The sequence below is a fragment of the Tautonia sp. JC769 genome (assembly GCF_040717455.1).
Classification (GTDB): domain Bacteria; phylum Planctomycetota; class Planctomycetia; order Isosphaerales; family Isosphaeraceae; genus Tautonia.
Window position 1 is genome coordinate 142,052 of the sequence record NZ_JBFEFH010000007.1, and the last position, 17,697, is coordinate 159,748.

Consider the following 17,697-nt stretch of genomic DNA (forward strand, 5'->3'; position numbering starts at 1 on the left):
GTTGGGGAGAGGTCCGCACAGCGGACCCGACACGTTCAGGCGAAAACCGATCGCGCGGGCGACGATGGAGTCATCCTAGCGCGCCGACGGGCGGCCGGGGAAGTGGGATCAGGTCGTCGGATCGCTCGGGACGCCCGGTAGATCAACGGCCAGGCGATCGCCCGGAGCCGATTACCCCTCCTGGCCGCGGAGCAAGGCGCCATAGTTGCGTTCGTTCTGGAAGTGGCAGAGGGCGACGGCGCAGGCGTCGGCGACGTCGTGGGGTTCGGGGAGGCGGTCGAGGCCCAGCTCGGTCCGGATCGCGTGCTGCATCTGCTCCTTCGGCGCCCGGCCGTGTCCGGTGAGGGTCTTCTTGATCCGGGAGGCGGCGTAGCCGATCACCGGGACCCCTCGGCGGGCGGCGGCGAGCATGATGACGCCGCGGGCATGGGCCATCAGGATGGCCGTCCTGGGGTGGGCCGGCCGGCTGTGCACCTGTTCCAGCGCAAGGGCGGAGGGGGGAAACGCGTCGAGGACTTCGAGAATCCCCTGGTAGATGGTCTCAAGGCGGCCGGCGAGCGGGTCGTCTCGCTTCGCGCGGATCACCCCGGCCTCGACCACCAGCGGGGGCGGGCCGATCAGGCCCGACGCGGGCCGAGGGGCCGGCTCGATCACGGCGTAGCCGGTGACCCCCAAGCCCGGGTCGATGCCGACGACCCGGCCGGGCACCACGCGGCCCGGCTGTCCCGATCCTGATTCCGCCACCGTCGATGCCATTGCGCCCTCCTCCGTCCCTGGACCTCGATCATGGCCGAGGCGGATGCATCCGTCCACCCCAACCGGGTCGGAAGGCCGCGGCCCGGTCCGAGACGGAGGGTCGACCGATCAGCGGTCGCCCTCGATCTTCCAGCCGGTGCCGTCGCGGCGGTCTTCGAGCACGACGCCGAGGGCGGCGAGGCGGTCGCGGATCTGGTCGGCGAGGGCGAAGTTGCGGTCCTTTCGGGCCTGGGCGCGGAGCTCGATGAACAGCTCGACCAGGGGGCCGGTCAGGCCGCCGGAATCGGGCTCGACGTGGGCCGGGGGCCGGAGAAACAGGCCGAGCAATCGGGACAGCTCGCGGAGGACGATCACCCCATTCGTCCAGGATTCGAGAGCAGGGGAGGGGTCCTCTCCTTTGCGGTCGTCGAGCCGCTCGGCGTCGGCGAAGCGGTTGAGGGCGCGGACGAGCTCGAACAGCTCGCCGACGGCGCCGCCGGTGTTGAAGTCGTCGTCCATCGCGTCGAGGAATCGGGAGCGATGGTCGAGGACGTCGGGCGGGAGAGTGCCGGAGGCGTGGCGGTCGCCGTCCTCTCGGGAGGAGGGGGCGTCGAGGTCGTAGAACGATCGCCCGGTGAGGCGCTCGACCCGGTCGAAGAGGGAGCGGAAGGCCCGCAGGCCGCGCTCGACCTCCTGGAGGCGGGCGGGGCTGAAGTCGATCGGGCGGCGGTAGTGGCTGGAGAGGAGCAGGGCGCGGATGGTGTCGGGCTCGTACTGGTCGAGCAGGTCGGCCATGAGGACGACGGTATCGGGGTCGGACTTGCTGATCTTCCGCCCTTTATTGGTGAGCAGGCCGTTGTGCATCCAGTAGGTGGCGAAGGTCTTGCCCGAGAAGCATTCGGACTGCACCACCTCGTTCTCGTGGTGGGGGAAGACGAGGTCGAGGCCGCCGCCGTGGATGTCGAAGTGCTCGCCGAGGAGTTTCATGCTCATGGCCGAGCATTCGATGTGCCAGCCGGGCCGACCGGGGCCCCACGGGCTTTCCCAGGCGGGTTCGCCGGGCTTCGAGGCCTTCCAGAGGGCGAAGTCGCCGGGGTGTTTCTTCTTCTCGGTCGGCTCGATCCGGGCGCCGGCCTGGAGTTCCTCGGGGTTCCGGTGGCTGAGCTTGCCGTACTCGGCGGCCTTGCTCACGTCGAAGTAGACGTCGCCGCCGGCCGGGTAGGCGTAGCCCTTGTCGATGAGCCCCTGGGTGATGCCGAGGATGCCGTCGATGTGCTCGGTGGCGCGCGGCATGTGGTCGATGCCGGTGACGCCCAGGGCGTCGAGGCAGGCGAGGTAGTCGGCCGTCACGCGCTCGGCCAGGTCCTTGACGGTCGTCCCCTCGGCGTTGGCCTGGACGATGAGCTTGTCGTCCACGTCGGTGATGTTCACCACCCAGGTCACGTCGTAGCCGCTGTGGACGAGGAACCGCTTGATCGTGTCGAAGATCACCGGCCCGACCATGTGGCCGATGTGGCTGTTCGAGTAAACCGTCGGCCCGCAGACGTACATGCCCACCTTGCCGGGGACGACGGTCTGGAGCGGTTCCTTGGCCTGGGTCAAGGTGTTGTAGACGCGGATGGGCATGGTCGTGGTGGATCCCAATGCAAAAAGGGGAGGCAGGGCCGAGCACCAGGCAAAGGGGGGCGGGGAGTCACTTCCAGCCAGGACGTCGATGCCCTCGGACCAGCGGTCAGGCCCGCGTGACCAGCACGATCGCCTCGCAGCTCATCGCCTCGGAGCGGCCGATCGGGCCGACGTGCTCGCCGGTCTTGGCCTTCACGTTCACGGCGTCTTCGGGGAGGCCGAGCAATCGGGCGACGTTGGCCCGGATGGCGGGCTTGTGGGCGAGCAGTTTCGGGCGCTGGGCGTGGATCACGAGGTCGCAGTTGACCGCCCGCCAGCCGGCCGAGGCGACCCGGGAGACGACCTCGGCCAGGAGCTTGCCGCTGTCGAGCCCCTCGTGCTGGGGGTCGGTGTCGGGGAAGAGCTCGCCGATGTCGCCGAGGGCCGCGGCGCCGAGCAGGGCGTCGGCCACGGCGTGCAGCACGATGTCGGCGTCGGAGTGCCCGGCCAGGCCGCGATCGAAGTCGATCCGCACGCCCCCGAGGATCAAGGGCCGTCCCTCAACCAGACGATGAGTGTCGTGACCGATCCCGACGCGCACGGCTGAACCTCCTTCAGGAAAACGAGTATCGTACCGCACGACGCCGAGGCTCGCCATCCCGGCCGGGCGAAAGCGGCTCGGGGGCGATCTCGGGGCCCGGCCCGCGCCTCGGGCTTGCATCGCGCCGTACAATGGGGAAATCACGCCACCCTCGGCCGTCGAGTCGTCGTCCATCGAGGAGCGAACGAATGACGATCCGCGTACTCGTGCTGGCGGTCCTGATGCTGGGTCAAATCCCGGGCGATCCGGAACCGCTGAGCGACCGGGAGGTCGTGGAACTGGTCGAGTCGGCCCGGAACCGCTTCCGGCAGCCGACGATCGACCGGGAGGAGCGGGGCAAATTCGCCCTCGACGTGGCCGATCGGATCGACTCGGCCGCCAGGGCCGAGCCGACCGCGGGGCTGCGGGCGGCCCGGTGGGGCCAGGCCGTAGCGTTGCTCGATGAGTTCCTCAAAGGCGATCCGACCCATCCCCTGGCCCTCTCGGTCGCCCTGCAAGCCGGGGTCTACCGATGGGCGGAGGGGCACACCTGGGCCTTGCAGTTCGAGCGGTCGTCGGGCGACGCCGGCGCGAAGGTCGAGGGGATCGAGGCGCTCGACGACGCGATCGCCCGGCTGCGCCGGCTCTGGACCGAGACGAACCGCCTGCCCGAGAGTGACCTGACCGCCCAGAATATCCGCTTCCGCTTCGCCCAGGCGTTGGCCGATCGGGCCAATCTGGAAGATGACCCCGGCATCGCACTCGACTTCCGACAGCAGGCGATCGGCAGGCTCCGTGGCTTGCCGATCGTCCCCCCGCTGGGAGGCCATATTGCCCTGTTGAACGCTCGATTGCTGGTTGAAATCGGCCAGTTCCGCGAGGCCGCTCAAGCCTTTCAAGAGGCTGGCGATCTCGACGGCCCCAGCGAGGCGGATCGGGTCGATACGAAGGTTGCGATCCTGCTGGCGGACAAACAGTTTGAAGACGCCATCGCGTTCATCGATCGCTCCGAGCTGGACCGGCCGTCGAAGGACTTCCGGGCGGCCCGCGTCCGTGCTCGCCAGTGGATCAACCTCTTCCCCGGCCCGGAACGATCGGAGGTCGAGGCCGACGCCATCGCCCGGGTCCGACGCCTCCGGGTCGCCGAACACCCCGACGCCGCCGCGGCGCTGGCCAGCCTGGCGGCCACGATCGTCGAGCCCGACGACCGGGACGATCCCGGCCTCTGGGAGCTGATGGCCGAAGGACACCTGACGCTCGGCGACGTCAGTCAGGCCGTCCGGCTCAACCAGGCCGGGGCCGACCACGCCGAGCGCCTGGGGGACCTGGAACGCGCCTGGGTCATGCGCTACCGGGCCGCGGCGATGCTCGTGCGGGCCGGCCGCACGGCCGAGGCGGTCGAGGCGCTCGCCCCGATCGCCGCCGCGGCCCAGGCGCCCGACAGCCCGGCCCCGGCCGACCAGCGGTCGAACGGCAGCCTGTTGTATGCATTGGCCTTGGGGAGGCTCGCCTCGGCGTCCGGGCAGGACGGGACGGTGCGGGCCTCGTACGAGTCGGCGCTCGGGGCCCACATCGCCGCCTTCCCGGACGACCCGACCGCCTCGGAGGCCCGCTGGATCCTCGGGCAGTTGCGGGCCTCGGCCGGGAAGGACGGCGAGGCGATGGCCCTCTGGGCCGAGGTGCCCCCTGGCCATGCGCGATGGCGAGAGGCCCGGCTCGCCTCGATCGACCTGCACCGCACGGCCGTCGAATCGCTCCGCCTGGCCGACCGGACCCGAGAGGCCCGCGACCGCCTGGCCGAGGCGCGAGCGGCCCTCACATCGGCCCGGGATGAGGCCACCGAGCCGACCGATCGCAACGCCCTCGACCTGGCTCGGGCCGAGCTGGAGCTGACCCCCGGCCTGGGATCGGCCGATGAGGCGCTGAAGATCCTCGATCGGCTGGTGTCGACCGAGGTGCAGGCCGATCGCCGCGACCTGGCCCGGCGGCTCCGGATCGTCGCCCAGGCGGTCGCCTCCCGCGAGACGGACGCGGAGCAGAACGCCCGGGCCGAGCTGGAGCAATCCGAGCCCGAGCAGGTCGTCGACCTCGCCGCCCGGCTCGACCGCTCGGCGGCCTCGCTGGCCGATCCGGCCCGCCGCCGGGTCTCGGCCATCGCCCGGCTATTGACCGAACGGGTGCTCTCGCAGGCCAATGCGCTCGACCCCGGCGTCCGTGCCCGGGCGAGGGTGATCCGCATCCGGGGGCAAATCGCCATGGGGGACCTCGACGGGGCGAGGCGGGCGGCCGAGTCGTGGTCGGGCGACCTCGACCCCTCCCGGCTGCCGGCCGAGTTGATCGCCCCGCTGGCCGACGCCCTCGACCAGCTCGGCCTCTATCATCAGGCGGCCGAAGCCCACCGGGCCGTGATTGCCGCCAGCACCCCGGGCGCCTCCCGATGGCTTGAGGCCCGCTACGGCCTCGCCGTGGCGTATTACCGGACCGACCGACCGGCCGAGGCGCGCCGGCTGATCGACGGCACGATGGCCTTGCACCCGGAGTTGGGCGGGAACGAGGAGCTCCGCGAGCGATTCCTCCGCCTCCGCCGGCGTCTTCAATCGCCCTGAGTCGTGACGTTCGTCGGGCCCGTCGGCGGGCCGATCGCCTTTTCAGCAAGGGAGATCGGCCCGCCGACGGGCCCGACAGCCGAACGGACCGAATTCGATCCGATCGGGGATCACTGCTGCCCGAGGAGGTAGCGGCCGAAGCCCGACCGGACGCGAGATCCGTTGGTCGGATCGATCGTCATGCGGGTCGGGACCAGGGTCGTGTCGGGATACTGCGCCGGGTTGGTGTATTCGTAGGAGATGCCCGACGAGGTCGGCCGGAGCACGCCGTCATAGCCCCGGGAGTAGGTGACGACCTCCGTGGGGAGTGACCGGAGCCTCGAAAACGGCCCGTAGAGCGACATGCTTCCGTAGGAGGTCGGCAGGCCCGCGGGGGCGAATCCGCCACCGGTGTTGTATCCGGAACGGACCATCAGGGTCGGATCGGGCCGGAAGGTGCCCAGGTAGGGGGATCGGGCCGCGGTCGGCACGGCCTCGGCGGGCAGGATGACGGTCGAGGTGGGCGAGGCGACCGGCACGCCGGAGACGACCGGCGCGGGCGGCCGTACGCGGCGTCCGCCGGCCTCGGCACCTGGGGGGGCGGCGATCAGGAGCAAGGTGGCCCCGATCGGCAGCAACAGGGTGATCCGGATCATTGGTGCGAACTCCGAAGAATCAATCGCGAGGGTGTGACCAACACGCAGCTTGAGGAACTTTACCACGCAAAATGGCCCGACCCCGGAGCAATCGGCACGATCGATGCCGGTATCCCCGGCCAGGCCGGCCCGTTGACCCGTCGGTCCGGGACCGGTTCAATCGAACAGGGGGGCGGTCCGGGGCCGCTCGCCCTCGCAATCGGCCCGACCTCGGACCCCTCCTTTCGAACCAACGACCGAGCCAAAAGGGACCTGACCCATGCCCACACGATCGCGAATCGGCGGCGCTCGCCGCACGCTGGCCGCGGCCTTCCTCCTGATCGGGGCGGCCTCGGCCCCGGCCGTCGCCGGAGAAATGGTCGAGTTCAAGAACCCGATGGGAGCCACGACGAAGGCCTATCTCGCCCTGCCCGAAGGCGATGCCAAGGCCCCCGCGATCCTGGTGATTCAGGAGTGGTGGGGCCTGACCGACTGGATCAAGCAGAATGCCGACCGCATGGCCGGGCTCGGCTACGTCGCCCTGGCCGTCGACCTGTACGACGGGAAGTCGACGGACGACCCGGGCGAGGCCCACGAGCTGATGCGAGCCCTCGACCCGAGCGAAGGGGTTGCCCACCTCAGGGGGGCCATCGCGTACCTTCAGGAGCACGACCGGGTCGACCAGGATCGCAAGGTGGCCGCGATCGGCTGGTGCATGGGGGGGATGTACGCCCGGTTGATCGCCCAGCAGTCCGACGCCGTCGGCCCGACGACCATCTGCTACGGCAGCGTCTCGATCGAGCCGGAGCAGATCGACGCGCTCGCCGGCCGCCCGGTGCTGGGCATCTTCGGCGCCCAGGATCGCGGCATCCCCGCCGACCGGGTCCGACAGGTCTTCGACGCCCTGAAAAACGCCGGATCGACGGTCGATTTGCACATTTACGACAGCGCCGGCCACGCCTTCATGCGTCCCGGAGGCGACCAGTACGTGGAAGACGCCGCCGACGACGCCTGGAAGCAGATCACCGAATTCCTGGCCGAGCATCACCCCGCGGAGGGCTGATCGCGCCCCCTCCCCGATCGTTCTCCCGCGCACTCCGACGGACCGAGGAGCCGAGGACACGCACGGTCCCCGGCTCCTCGGCGTGTGGCGACGCCCCGCGACGAGATGGGCGTCGATCGCCGGACGGGGGCACGAGGGGGTCGCGTCGCGGACCGCTCATGTCATGCCATGCTCGCCTCGGGCTCGATCACTCGGCCCGAGCGATCGTCAACTCGTCGGCAGGGACCGCGGGCTCGGGCACCGGGATCGCATCGGGGGGGCCCTGGAGCGCCTCGAGGAAACGGATCAACGCCCCTTGATCCTCGGCCGGGAGCCGCTTGAACGCCTTCGACACCGGCGCCGCATCCCCCTGGTGCCGCTGGATCGCGAGGCGGAGCGTCGGGCTGCCGCCGTCGTGGAAATACGGGGCCGAATCGGCCACGCCCCAGAGCGGGGGGGTCCGCCATTCTTCGGCGTCCGGATGCTCCCGGGGGATCGGGACGCCCGTCATCACGTCGCTGTAGGCGTATCCGGCCTCGCGATCGACCAGCCGATGCAGGAGGAAATCGCTGTAGACGCCCGCCACGCCGCCCAGTTCGGGCACGTGACAGATGGCGCATCCGACCCGCTCGAAGAGCACCTGGCCGCGCTCGACCTCGGCCCTGGCCTGGGGGTCGCTCGGCACGACGAGTCCGGGGCGAGGCAGCGTGTCGACGAAGGCCACGAGCGACGAGAATTGGGAGCGGTCGAGGTCGGGGGCCATGTCGGGGTAGGGGATGTCGACTCTCGGCTTGGCCTGCTCCATGTGAGGGTTGCCCAGGCCCAGTTCATTCGCGCAGGCGGCGGCCACGAATTCCTCGAGCGTGGCGAACTGGGCCTTCCAGCCGAACTTGCCGACCCGGCCGTCGGGCAGGACCCGATAACGGCCGGGGGGGATGGAGCTGAAGTCGGAGCTCAGCTCCCGGCCCATCGACTGCAACGAGGCCGCGAGGTTGCGCCGGGTGATGCTCCGGCTCGAGATCCGATCGATCCAGCCGGCCCCGAAGAGGGCCGTCGAGTTGACCTGTTCGGTGTTCACCGGGTCGAAATCCCGGACGAGCACGTAGCAGCCGTTGGTGATCCGGATGGCGTCGGGGACGATGGGGAAGAGCGTCCGCAGGTGCGACACATCCTCGAGGTAGTGGTTCTCGACCGCGAACTTGTGGACAAGCCCGCCCTCGATCTCGGGGCGGGTGTGGGTCGGTTTCGCCTCGAAGGCCAGGACGTTGTGCTCGTTCGACCCGCCGCCGCCGACTCCCCCCTGGAAGTGGCACTCGACGCACGACCGCGCATTGAAGACCGGCCCCAGGCCGTCGGCCCGGGCGATCGGATCGTGGGGGAGCCACTCATGAACGAACAGCTCGTGCCCGGCCTCCTTGCGATCGGCACTCGCCCGGGGCCCCCAGAGCACCGGCACGCCCGGCGCGGCGACCCAGCCCACCACCCCGACGGCCATGATGGCCAAACCGAGACCGACCCGCCGCCGTCCCCTCGCCAGATCGTTCCGTTGCATCGCGGCTCCTCCCTCGCGGCTCACTTCGGGATCCGCGCCGCGGGACCGCCCCCGCGGCAACCTCGGACAAGTGCAGAATGGAGTCGCGGGGGAATCAAGGCCGAAATTCTTCGGCGATGGCTGGCGAACGGGGAGCCGTCCGGCTCGATCGGGGGGATGGGCCGGAGGGAGGGACCCTCGCAGGCGCATCCGCCCGATCGGTGGTCGGGGTCCGTCCCGGTGCGGCGAGGGAGGTCAGGCGATCAGCTCGCGGAGCCGCTTGACGTGCCGGGGGATGGCGGTCATCGGGTCCTCGGCGGCCTCGTATTCGAGCACGACGTAGCCGGAGTACTTCACGTCGCGGAGGATCTGGATCAGGCGGCCGAGGTCGGCCTCCTGTTTCGGCTCGCCGGCCCGGGAGATCTCGGTCTTCACCTGCACGTTGACGGCGTAGGGGGCGATCCGGGCCAGGTCGCCGTAGGGGTCCTCGGTGCGGAAGTTGCCGGTATCGAGGTTCACGGCGAAGTACGGGTGGTCGATCGCCTCGATGAGGGCCATCATCTGATCGCTCGACGCGGTGATCCCGCCGTGGTTCTCGAGGGCGAGGAACACCCCCTTCTCGGCCGCGTAGGGGAGGACCTCCTTGAAGCCCTCGATCGCCCGGGCCACGGCGACCTCCTCGGACTCTCCGCGAGGGGTCCGGCCGGCGAAGACGCGGATCATGGGGGCGTTGAGCACCGCCGCGCGGTCGATCCAGGTGCGGGCGAGGGCGAGCTGGGCCTCCCGATCCGGCCCCGGGGCGACGCAGAAGTCGTTGCCGATCGCCGTCCCGGAGATATCCAGCCCTCGCAGGAAGGCATGCCGACGCAGGTTGCTGAGCATCTCGTTCGAGACGTCGCCCGGGAAGTAGTACGAGGTCGGCTCGATGGCGTCGAGCGCCATGTCGGCGGCAAGGTCGGCGAAGTCGAAGAGGCCCATCGTCGGCGAGTCTCCCGTGAGGAACTGCCGGTACGAGTAGGCGGCGATGCTCAGCTTCAGGTGGCTGGGCCGGGTCCGGGGGATCGGGTCCATGGCCCGGGCGGGGGGGACGGCCACCGGGCCGAGGGCCGAGGCGGCCGCGGCCATGGCGGCCCCTCCGAGCAGGGAGCGTCGGGTGATCGGGGTCATGGGGAGCCTCTCGATTGCGAAGCCGGTCTCGATCGCCGGTCCAGCGGGCGATTCACGACTCCCAGCGTAGAGGCTGACCCCGGAGAACGCTACCGGCTCACGCCGCCGGCGGGGGCATCATCGGCCGAGTGGTCCCGCACCATCGGCACTCCGGCGGTTGCCGAGGGGAGGTCGTCTTGCTTCTGGTCGAGCATCCGCTCCAGGCGATCCGACGACGCCTCGGCCGATCGGACGATGCTGCGGGCCATCCCCGAGAAGATGAACAGGTGGGCCGGAAGGCAGGCATACCAGTAGAGCCTGCCGGGCAATCCCGAGGGCTTGAAGTAAGCCGTTTGCGTCAGGGCCGACCGCTGCGAACCGAGCGGCTCGACCCGGAATTCGAGCCAGGCATCGCCGGGGACCCGCATCTCGGCGTGGAGCAAGAGCCGATGGCCGGGGACGTAATCCTCGACGCGCCAGAAATCGAGCGCGTCTCCGATGTAGATCTCGACCGGGTCGCGACGCCCCCGGCGCAGGCCGACGCCGCCGACGATCCGGTCCATCGCCCCTCGGATCCACCAGAGGAAATTCCCGTAGTAATAGCCGGTCGATCCCCCAATCCGCCGGACGCGATCGAACAGGACCGAGGCCGGGGCCTCGGCCTCGACCCGCTGCACGTCTCGGAGCGGGAACCGCTCCCGGTCGAACTGGGGGCGACGCAGCAGGGCCGCCCGGCTCGGCAAGGCGGCGTTGGCCCAGCGGGTGGAGACCTCGTTGTGGTGGACCCTGTCCATCGCGCGCTGGACGGCCTCGCCGAAGGGGGTGAGCGGGATGGGCACGAGGTCGCGGATGCGGTTGTTGTGGCAGACCACCTCCGCCCGCAGGCCCTCGACCAGGGGGAAGGCCAGGGCCGCCGGGATGGGGGTGACGAGGTTGATCCAGTAGGCCGAGAGCCTCGGCGTGAGGACCGGGACGACGACGATCCGCCGGCGGAGGCCCTGCATGGCCGCATAGCGAATCATCATGTCCTTGTACGTCAAGACATCGGGCCCGCCGATGTCGAAGGTGCCGTAGGCGGTCTTCGGCTGCTCCAGGCAGCCGACGAGGTAGGCCAGGACGTCGCGCACGGCGATCGGCTGGTTGCGGGTCCGGACCCATCGCGGGCAGATCATCACGGGGAGCCGCTTGACCAGCGCCCGCATCATTTCGAACGAGGCGCTTCCCGACCCGATGATCATCGCGGCCCGCAACTCGGCGACGGGGACGGAGCCGCCGCGGAGGATGTCGCCCACCTCCTGACGGCTCGCGAGGTGGTCGGAGAGGTGGTCGGCGCGCCTCCCCAGGCCGCCGAGGTAAATGATCCGTTCGATGCCGGCCTGGTCGGCGGCCTCGGCGAAGTTGGCGGCGGCGGCGCGGTCGCGGTCCACGAAGGACCGTTCGCCGGCCATCATCGCATGAACGAGATAGTAGGCGACCGAACATCCATCCAGTGCCCGGCGGAGCGACTCGGGGTCGAGCACGTCCCCGGCCACGATCTCGACCCGATCGGTCCAGGGCCGCCCTCCCAGCTTCTTCGGGTCGCGAGCGAGGCAGCGGACCGAGTAGCCGCGTTCAAGGAGCATCGGGATCAGGCGGCCGCCGATGTAGCCCGAGGCGCCCGTGACGAGAATTGGTTTCATGAACGCCTCTCGAAGCTCAAGGTCCGGTGCGGCCGCCCCGGCGACGGGGTCACCCACCACCGAGGGACGATCGCGAATCGGGCCCGGGAGCGGGGCGGTCGCCGGGGGCGGGCGATCCCGAAGGTTCACCGAGCGCTCGCTTGCGACCGAGCCACGCCCCCAGGAATGAGAACAATTTGAGGGCGAGCGGATCGACGTTCAGCATGCGAGCGATCAGGCCGGCCCGGTCGGTGCCGCCGAGTCGGGCGATGAGCCGATCGCCCACGCGAACGCGGCCAATCAACCCGATCGCCCGGAGCTGGGCGTCGGCTCGCCGCAGCGCCTCGCGGCGGGTCGAGGGGGAGACCTGCCGCATGATCGCGAGGGCCGATCGGGCATCCGACAGGTTCAGGTCGACGACCTGGTCGCGGATCTCGACCCGGGCCCGCCCGCCCTCGAATTCGAGCTGGAGGTCCCCCTCGATGTCCAGGGATCGATCCATGGGATCAGCCTTGTTCGCGGTCTCGGGTGCGGATCTTCAGGGTGCCGTTCATCCGCCAGCGGGCGTGAGCGGCCTGCTCCGAGGCGCTGCTGGGCACGAGGAGTTCGAAATTCTCAAACTCGTAGATGATCTCAGATCCTCGGCCGGTGAGCCGGTCGTAAAGGCCGATCGCCAGGTCGGGCCAGGTCCGGGTGTCGTCGAGACCGGTCGCCATGACCACCTCCTTCAAGGGTTCGACATTGCTGGAATTGGCGGGGATCACCAGCGCCCCTCGCCCTCCCCCGCTACTGTAGGCGCGCGTTCAGGGAGTCAACCGCAAAAAACAGGGGGAAGGGAACGCTTCGCGCGGCGGGGAGAACGTCTTGGACCCAGGTCAGTCCCGATCCTCGGGCGTCACGTCGATCACTGGTCCGTGGCCGGGGCCGGGGCCGGGGCCTCGGCCCGGCCGGTCCGGGCCGGGCGCGAATTCGGAGTGGAAGCGCACGCGAGTCGCCCCACGCTGGGCCGAATGAAGGAACCAGGAGTTGATCATCCGGCGATACAGGTTCCGCGAGAGAGGGATGAGCAGGCTCAGGCCGACCAGGTCGGTCAGGAATCCGGGGGTCAGGAGCATGGCCCCGCCGGCGAGGATCATGGCCCCATCGATCAGCGATCGGGCCGGGAACTGGCCTCGGGCGAGTGATTGCTGGAGTTCTCGGACGACCCCGAGCCCCTGCGATCGGGCCAGAGACGCGCCGAGAATCCCGGTCGCGAGGATCGCCCCCACGGTCACGAGCAAGCCCGTCTGGAAGCTGTACCGCTCGGCAATGGCCCCATGGACGGCGAGCAGCACGAACAGCTCGGCGATCGGGATGATGGTCAGCAGCAGCAGCAATCGAACAAACATCGTCGCTCAGCTCCCTCGAGGATGACTCTCCGCTGAAGGCATCGTCGCCGCCCGAATCGCCAAGTCAACCCGACAGTCCCGGGAGATTCGGCCCTCGCCTTGCAATACAATGGACCGCCCGGCGAACCACTCTCGTTGCCCCTGTGGCCACGCGACCCGATCGGGAAGCACGCTCGCCCCTCGATTGAGAAGGACCCTCACCATGTCGATCAACCGCAGGGAAATCCTCAGGTCGCTCTCGGTCGCCGGGGCGCTCGGCCTGCCCTGGAATCGTGCGACCCGGGCCCGGGCCGACGACGACCCCGATTGGCCCGATTCTCCCTTCCTGGGCGGCAATTACGCCCCTGTATTCGAGGAGATCGAGGCGGAAAACCTCCGCGTCGTGGGCCGGATTCCCGACGGGCTGGAGGGGATGTACGTCCGGAATGGGCCGAATCCGCAGTTCCCGCCCCTCGGGAATTATCATTGGTTCGACGGCGATGGGATGCTCCACGGCGTCTTGCTCCGCGGCGGCAGGGCGAGTTACCGCAACCGATGGGTCCGTACCCGCGGGTTCGTCGAGGAACGCGAGTCCGGGCGGGCGATCTGGGGAGGGCTGGGCGACCCGCCCAACCCCGCGCTGCTGGCCCAGGGCAAACCGATGTTCAAGAATGCGGCGAACACGTCGGTCGTCTGGCACGACGGGAAGTTCCTCGCCCTCTGGGAAGGGGGGGAGCCGCACGTCATCTCGGTGCCGGATCTCGGCACCGTCGGCCCCCACGACTTCGCGGGGAGGCTCAGGCACGCGTTCACCGCGCACCCCAAGATCGACCCGGAAACGGGCGAGATGTTCTGCTTCGGCTACCAACCCGTGCGGCCGTACTTGCAGTACAGCGTGGTCGATGCCGGGGGGACGCTGCGATCGACCACGCCCATCGACCTCCCCCGCCCCGTGATGATGCACGATTTCGCCATCACGGAACATCACGCGATTTTCATGGATCTCCCCGCGACCTTCAGCGTGATGCGGATGCTCTCGGGCGGCCCCTTCCTGAGCTTCGAACCCGACCGCCCCTCCCGCTTCGGCATCCTGCCTCGCGACGGAGACGGATCGCAGATTCGGTGGTTCGAGTCCCCCTCGTGCTACGTCTTCCACACGCTCAATGCCTTCGAAGTCGGGGATGATGTCGTCCTGGTCGCATGCCGATACGAACAGTTCCCGGGCGCGCTCGGGATGGGAGGACCGGCCGCCGAAGGACGCCCGGACGCCCCCGGGCCGATCGACGATGCGCCTCGCCTGCACCGCTGGCGGTTCAACCTCGCCACGGGCCGGGCGACCGAGGAAACGCTCGATGATCTGCCGTGCGAATTCCCGCGAATCAACGACGCCCTGACGGGCCGCCCCGCCCGATTCGGCTACGTCATGGACGGCGACATGGCCGGATTCCTCAAGGTCGACCTGCGAGGCGGGCCGACGCTCCGTCACCGTCACGGCCCCGGCCGATTCGGCGGGGAAGGGGTCTTCGTCCCCAGGCCCGACGCCGCGTCCGAAGACGACGGATGGCTGATGACCTATGTTTTCGACCAGGGGAACGGGACCAGCGAGCTGGTCGTGATCGACACCCTCGCATTCGACGAGGAGCCGGTCGCCCGCGTCCTGATCCCCAGCCGGATCCCGTACGGCTTCCACGGGACCTGGCTACCCGGGTCGCTCCTGGGTTGAGCCGACTGCCCTCGGTTCACGCCGAGGGTTCGAACTCATCGAGGAATCGGCGCTCCGACTCGGAGTCGCCCACGACGATCAGTTCCGCGTCCTCGGGCAGGGGCTGGTTCGCATCGGGGTTGATTTCGAGAGAGCCGTTCGAGGCCACGCCGATCACGTTGCAACCGGTCTGCTGGCGGACGGCGCACTCGCGCAATGATCGCCCGATCATCGAGGGGGGGATGGGGAGTTGGAACACGCTGAGCCCCTCGGAGAGCATCAGCGTGTCCATCCGCTGCAACAGATTGAAGATCGAGTTCGCCCCCATCGACGCATACGAGAGCACGAAATCGGCCCCGGCGCGGTGGAGCGTCGAGACGTTCCGTTCCAGGTTCGACCGGGCGAGGATCTGGATCGTCGGCCGCAAGCGCCGGCAATAGATGGTCAGGAAGACGTTCACGTCGTCACTCCTGGTGGTGATGACGACTGAGGAGGCCTTGTCGATGCCTGCCCGCTTCAGCACCTTCAGCTCGGCGGCGTTGCCGAAGACGAATTCCGGAGAGTTGTGGACCTTGCGTTTTTGCCGCTCGATGATCCGGTAATCGATCCCCTCGGCTTTCAGGGCGCGCGCCACGGCGAGGCCGACCCGCCCACCGCCGATGATCAGGACCGGGTCATCATGGGATCGGTAGATGCAGAACAGGGCGTCGTAGTCGTCGAGCTGCGCTCGGGAACCGGCCAGCAAGAGGACCGATGTCGACTGAATCAAGGTTTCTGGGCTGGCGATCTGGAACCGCCCCCGATCCCAGACGCCGACCACGCTGACGTTCGCATGGTCGCGCAGCCGGATGTCCCGGAGGGTCCGCCCGACCAGCGGGGTATCTCGGACCAGCGACTGGGCGATCAGCAGGTCGCCGACCTGGCCGACCACATGGCTCCGTGCGTCCCGGCCCAGCACGCAGAGCGCCAGCTGCCGACCCAGCAAATCCGCAAGCCGCAAGACCCGATTGCACCCGGCCAGTTCCAGGATGTCGACCGAGGCCGCGGCCGAGGCGGTCGCCACGATCGGCACCGATTCGGAGATTTCCCGGACGGTGAACGCCACGTTCGTGTTGCTCATGTCATTGCGCGTGGTGGCGACCAGGGCGGCCTGATCCACGCGTACCTGCCGATACGTCTCCGGGTCGTCCAGATCCCCCAGCATCACCCGGTAGCCCTGGTCGTGCAGCTTCAGCGCCTCGGTCAGTTCCGGAACCAGGATCACATATTCCAGGTGTGATTGGGTCAATTTCCGGATCAAGGGCCCTTCGATCGCGCCGAGGGACGTCAGCACGACGTGGCCACGGGCCTCGGGAGAGAGGGCCCTCGGCGCGCGGGCGGCCGCCTGGGCCTCCATCCAGGGGACGAAGAAGAACTGGATGAAGGTGAACGGGATCAGGATCAGCATGAAGACGGTGCCGCTGAGCAACACGACGACCGAGAACATCCGCCCCAGGTCCGACTCGAACGTGATGTCGCCGAAGCCGAGCGTCGACATGGTGACGAGGGTCCAGTAGAACCCCGTCACCCAGCTATGTTCCTTGCCTTCGTACTCGCTGATCAGGTGAAACCCGACGGTAAAGATCAGGACCAGCAGGGCGACGGCCAGGAGCAACTGCACGAGGATTTGAAGATTCCGACGTTCTTTCCTCGTGACGAGGTTATGCAGAATGACGATCAGCGATTTCATCGGGCGAGCCTAACTTCATCAACGAACTTTTCGATCGCCCCTTCTGGACGGCCTCGGCCTCTGGATCGAAGCCGGACCGTCCAGCCTGCTCGGCGTGTGGGTCGGTGGCCGATCAATAGGCCTCGGCCTTCGCCGCCGCGACCTCGCCCCGATCGACCAGGATGACCCCCAGTTCGTACAGGGCGATCATCGGCGCGGCGAGCATCAGCATGCTGACGATGTCCGCCGGGGTGAGCATCGACGCGACGATGGTGATCCCCAGCAGGGCGAATTTGCGCTTCTCCCGGAAGTCCTTCGCCGAAACGATCCCGAGCTTGCCGACGAAGAGCATCACCAGCGGCAACTGGAAGCCGATGCCGAAGACCAGGGGCAGGAGCGTGGCGAAGCTCATCCAGGCGGTGAGCTGGAGGCTCGGCTCCACGTTCAGCCAGATGTTGAACTGGAGCAAGAACTGCAAGGTGAGCGGGAGGACGCCGAAGTAGCAGAGGAAGACCCCGCCCAGGAACAACCCGACCGAGAACGGCAGGTAGCGGTAGACCGTGCGCCGCTCGTGCCGGTAGAGCCCGGCGGCCACGAATGCCCAGAGCTGGTAGAAGACCCAGGGGCTGACGATCACCAGCCCGGTGATGATGCAGACCGTGAACCAGATGATCACCGTCTCCATGGGCCGGAGCGCGATCAGGGCCTTCTGGCGTTCGACGTTCGTATTGACCATGTCGATCGCGGCCGCTTCCCGGACCTGCATCGGTAGCTCGACGTACCGACCTTCCAGGGCGCCGGGATCGTCCTCGGGGAGCGTGACGCTCGGGGCCACCTCACGGAGGGCGGCCACCAGGGCGGCGGCGGAAATCCGGGCGGGTAGCTCGGTGTAGGTCTCCCTGAGTTCCGCGGCGGCCATCCGGTTATTGGTCTGCCTGATATGATAGGCTTCCAGCGCCTGCTGGGCCGGCTCCTGCATGCCTTGCATGACGTAGTAGCCGAGGTTCAGCGGCGGGATCAGGGCCAGGATCACGCCCACGACCAGGCCGAGCAAGGCCAGGACCAGGCGCAGCCTGAGTTCTTCGATGTGGTCGCCGAAGCTCATGGCGACCATCTCTTGTTCTTCTTCAAACAGATCGCGTTCAACAGCCATGGCGATCAATCCCCCGCGGGCATCAAAGGCCGCTCGGGCGTGGGTGGGACGCTCGGGCGATGGACGGAGTCCGGGGAGGAGACGCGGGTCGCTCCGATCGGTCACTCGACCGGGGACCACTCCTTCGGCGCCGCCGTGAGCCTCGCGGGGACGGCTAAATCGGGCGGGGGCGTTCCTGCGTCATTGAAGATACCAGGAATCCCCCCCCGTTTACCAGTCCCGGCAGACTTCCAGTCGCATGATTGCCTGA

15 protein-coding genes are annotated in these 17,697 nt (G+C 68.8%); 3 read left to right on the top strand and 12 right to left on the bottom strand.

Annotated features, from left to right (window positions below; translation table 11 throughout):
* Positions 1-171 precede the first annotated feature (171 nt).
* The 3 genes from ruvC to ispF all read right to left on the bottom strand — a co-directional run bounded on the left by ruvC (position 172) and on the right by ispF (position 2,941).
* Complete coding sequence (gene ruvC / locus AB1L88_RS09745) at positions 172-756, bottom strand: crossover junction endodeoxyribonuclease RuvC (RefSeq protein WP_367096459.1); 585 nt, start codon at positions 754-756, stop codon at positions 172-174.
* A gap of 108 nt (positions 757-864) precedes the next feature.
* Positions 865-2,361 (bottom strand): cysteine--tRNA ligase, encoded by a 1,497-nt coding sequence (gene cysS, locus AB1L88_RS09750; RefSeq protein ID WP_367096460.1) that lies wholly within the window; start codon positions 2,359-2,361, stop codon positions 865-867.
* A gap of 106 nt (positions 2,362-2,467) precedes the next feature.
* Complete coding sequence (gene ispF / locus AB1L88_RS09755; RefSeq protein WP_367096461.1) at positions 2,468-2,941, bottom strand: 2-C-methyl-D-erythritol 2,4-cyclodiphosphate synthase; 474 nt, start codon at positions 2,939-2,941, stop codon at positions 2,468-2,470.
* 188 nt (positions 2,942-3,129) lie between these two features.
* Between ispF and AB1L88_RS09760 the strand changes: the two genes are divergently transcribed.
* Entirely contained in the window at positions 3,130-5,526 is a 2,397-nt protein-coding gene (locus AB1L88_RS09760; protein WP_367096462.1) for a hypothetical protein, read from the top strand.
* 110 nt (positions 5,527-5,636) lie between these two features.
* On the opposite strand, the gene AB1L88_RS09765 is transcribed toward AB1L88_RS09760, so the two are convergent.
* Complete coding sequence (locus AB1L88_RS09765; RefSeq protein ID WP_367096463.1) at positions 5,637-6,161, bottom strand: hypothetical protein; 525 nt, start codon at positions 6,159-6,161, stop codon at positions 5,637-5,639.
* A 259-nt stretch (positions 6,162-6,420) separates the two neighbouring features.
* On the opposite strand from AB1L88_RS09765, the gene AB1L88_RS09770 reads away from it, so the two are divergent.
* Positions 6,421-7,203: a dienelactone hydrolase family protein gene (locus AB1L88_RS09770; protein ID WP_367096464.1), complete on the top strand. Its 783-nt coding sequence runs from the start codon at positions 6,421-6,423 to the stop codon at positions 7,201-7,203.
* Between the two features lie 187 nt (positions 7,204-7,390).
* On the opposite strand, the gene AB1L88_RS09775 is transcribed toward AB1L88_RS09770, so the two are convergent.
* From AB1L88_RS09775 to AB1L88_RS09800, 6 genes are all read right to left on the bottom strand, one after another.
* A complete protein-coding gene (locus tag AB1L88_RS09775; RefSeq protein ID WP_367096465.1) occupies positions 7,391-8,734 on the bottom strand; it encodes a di-heme oxidoredictase family protein in 1,344 nt (447 codons plus the stop codon).
* Positions 8,735-8,968: 234 nt separating this feature from the next.
* A complete protein-coding gene (locus tag AB1L88_RS09780) occupies positions 8,969-9,880 on the bottom strand; it encodes a sugar phosphate isomerase/epimerase family protein (RefSeq protein WP_367096466.1) in 912 nt (303 codons plus the stop codon).
* A gap of 89 nt (positions 9,881-9,969) precedes the next feature.
* Positions 9,970-11,538, bottom strand: a complete 1,569-nt coding sequence (locus AB1L88_RS09785; protein WP_367096467.1) for an SDR family oxidoreductase — start codon at positions 11,536-11,538, stop codon at positions 9,970-9,972.
* Between the two features lie 49 nt (positions 11,539-11,587).
* A complete protein-coding gene (locus AB1L88_RS09790; protein ID WP_367096468.1) occupies positions 11,588-12,019 on the bottom strand; it encodes a hypothetical protein in 432 nt (143 codons plus the stop codon).
* 4 nt (positions 12,020-12,023) lie between these two features.
* The gene (locus AB1L88_RS09795; RefSeq protein WP_367096469.1) at positions 12,024-12,233 is read right to left on the bottom strand and encodes a hypothetical protein; all 210 of its coding nucleotides are present in this window, start codon (positions 12,231-12,233) and stop codon (positions 12,024-12,026) included.
* 159 nt (positions 12,234-12,392) lie between these two features.
* Positions 12,393-12,905, bottom strand: coding sequence for an FxsA family protein (locus AB1L88_RS09800; RefSeq protein ID WP_367096470.1), 513 nt, complete (start codon positions 12,903-12,905; stop codon positions 12,393-12,395).
* A gap of 202 nt (positions 12,906-13,107) precedes the next feature.
* On the opposite strand from AB1L88_RS09800, the gene AB1L88_RS09805 reads away from it, so the two are divergent.
* On the top strand, positions 13,108-14,607 hold the full coding sequence (locus AB1L88_RS09805) for a carotenoid oxygenase family protein (RefSeq protein WP_367096471.1): 1,500 nt from the start codon (positions 13,108-13,110) through the stop codon (positions 14,605-14,607).
* A gap of 16 nt (positions 14,608-14,623) precedes the next feature.
* Here the strand turns inward: AB1L88_RS09805 and AB1L88_RS09810 are convergent, their stop codons facing one another.
* On the bottom strand, positions 14,624-16,315 hold the full coding sequence (locus AB1L88_RS09810; RefSeq protein WP_367096472.1) for an NAD-binding protein: 1,692 nt from the start codon (positions 16,313-16,315) through the stop codon (positions 14,624-14,626).
* A 112-nt stretch (positions 16,316-16,427) separates the two neighbouring features.
* Entirely contained in the window at positions 16,428-17,447 is a 1,020-nt protein-coding gene (tatC, locus tag AB1L88_RS09815; protein ID WP_367096473.1) for a twin-arginine translocase subunit TatC, read from the bottom strand.
* Positions 17,448-17,697 lie beyond the last annotated feature (250 nt).

Bases quoted from the DNA above. Each gene is read 5' to 3' on its own strand.
- ruvC (WP_367096459.1), bottom strand. From the start codon at position 756: ATGGCATCGACGGTGGCGGAATCAGGATCGGGACAGCCGGGCCGCGTG.
- cysS (WP_367096460.1), bottom strand. From the start codon at position 2,361: ATGCCCATCCGCGTCTACAACACCTTGACCCAGGCCAAGGAACCGCTC.
- AB1L88_RS09760 (WP_367096462.1), top strand. From the start codon at position 3,130: ATGACGATCCGCGTACTCGTGCTGGCGGTCCTGATGCTGGGTCAAATC.
- AB1L88_RS09765 (WP_367096463.1), bottom strand. From the start codon at position 6,161: ATGATCCGGATCACCCTGTTGCTGCCGATCGGGGCCACCTTGCTCCTG.
- AB1L88_RS09770 (WP_367096464.1), top strand. From the start codon at position 6,421: ATGCCCACACGATCGCGAATCGGCGGCGCTCGCCGCACGCTGGCCGCG.
- AB1L88_RS09775 (WP_367096465.1), bottom strand. From the start codon at position 8,734: ATGCAACGGAACGATCTGGCGAGGGGACGGCGGCGGGTCGGTCTCGGT.
- AB1L88_RS09780 (WP_367096466.1), bottom strand. From the start codon at position 9,880: ATGACCCCGATCACCCGACGCTCCCTGCTCGGAGGGGCCGCCATGGCC.
- AB1L88_RS09785 (WP_367096467.1), bottom strand. From the start codon at position 11,538: ATGAAACCAATTCTCGTCACGGGCGCCTCGGGCTACATCGGCGGCCGC.
- AB1L88_RS09790 (WP_367096468.1), bottom strand. From the start codon at position 12,019: ATGGATCGATCCCTGGACATCGAGGGGGACCTCCAGCTCGAATTCGAG.
- AB1L88_RS09795 (WP_367096469.1), bottom strand. From the start codon at position 12,233: ATGGCGACCGGTCTCGACGACACCCGGACCTGGCCCGACCTGGCGATC.
- AB1L88_RS09800 (WP_367096470.1), bottom strand. From the start codon at position 12,905: ATGTTTGTTCGATTGCTGCTGCTGCTGACCATCATCCCGATCGCCGAG.
- AB1L88_RS09805 (WP_367096471.1), top strand. From the start codon at position 13,108: ATGTCGATCAACCGCAGGGAAATCCTCAGGTCGCTCTCGGTCGCCGGG.
- AB1L88_RS09810 (WP_367096472.1), bottom strand. From the start codon at position 16,315: ATGAAATCGCTGATCGTCATTCTGCATAACCTCGTCACGAGGAAAGAA.
- tatC (WP_367096473.1), bottom strand. From the start codon at position 17,447: ATGGCTGTTGAACGCGATCTGTTTGAAGAAGAACAAGAGATGGTCGCC.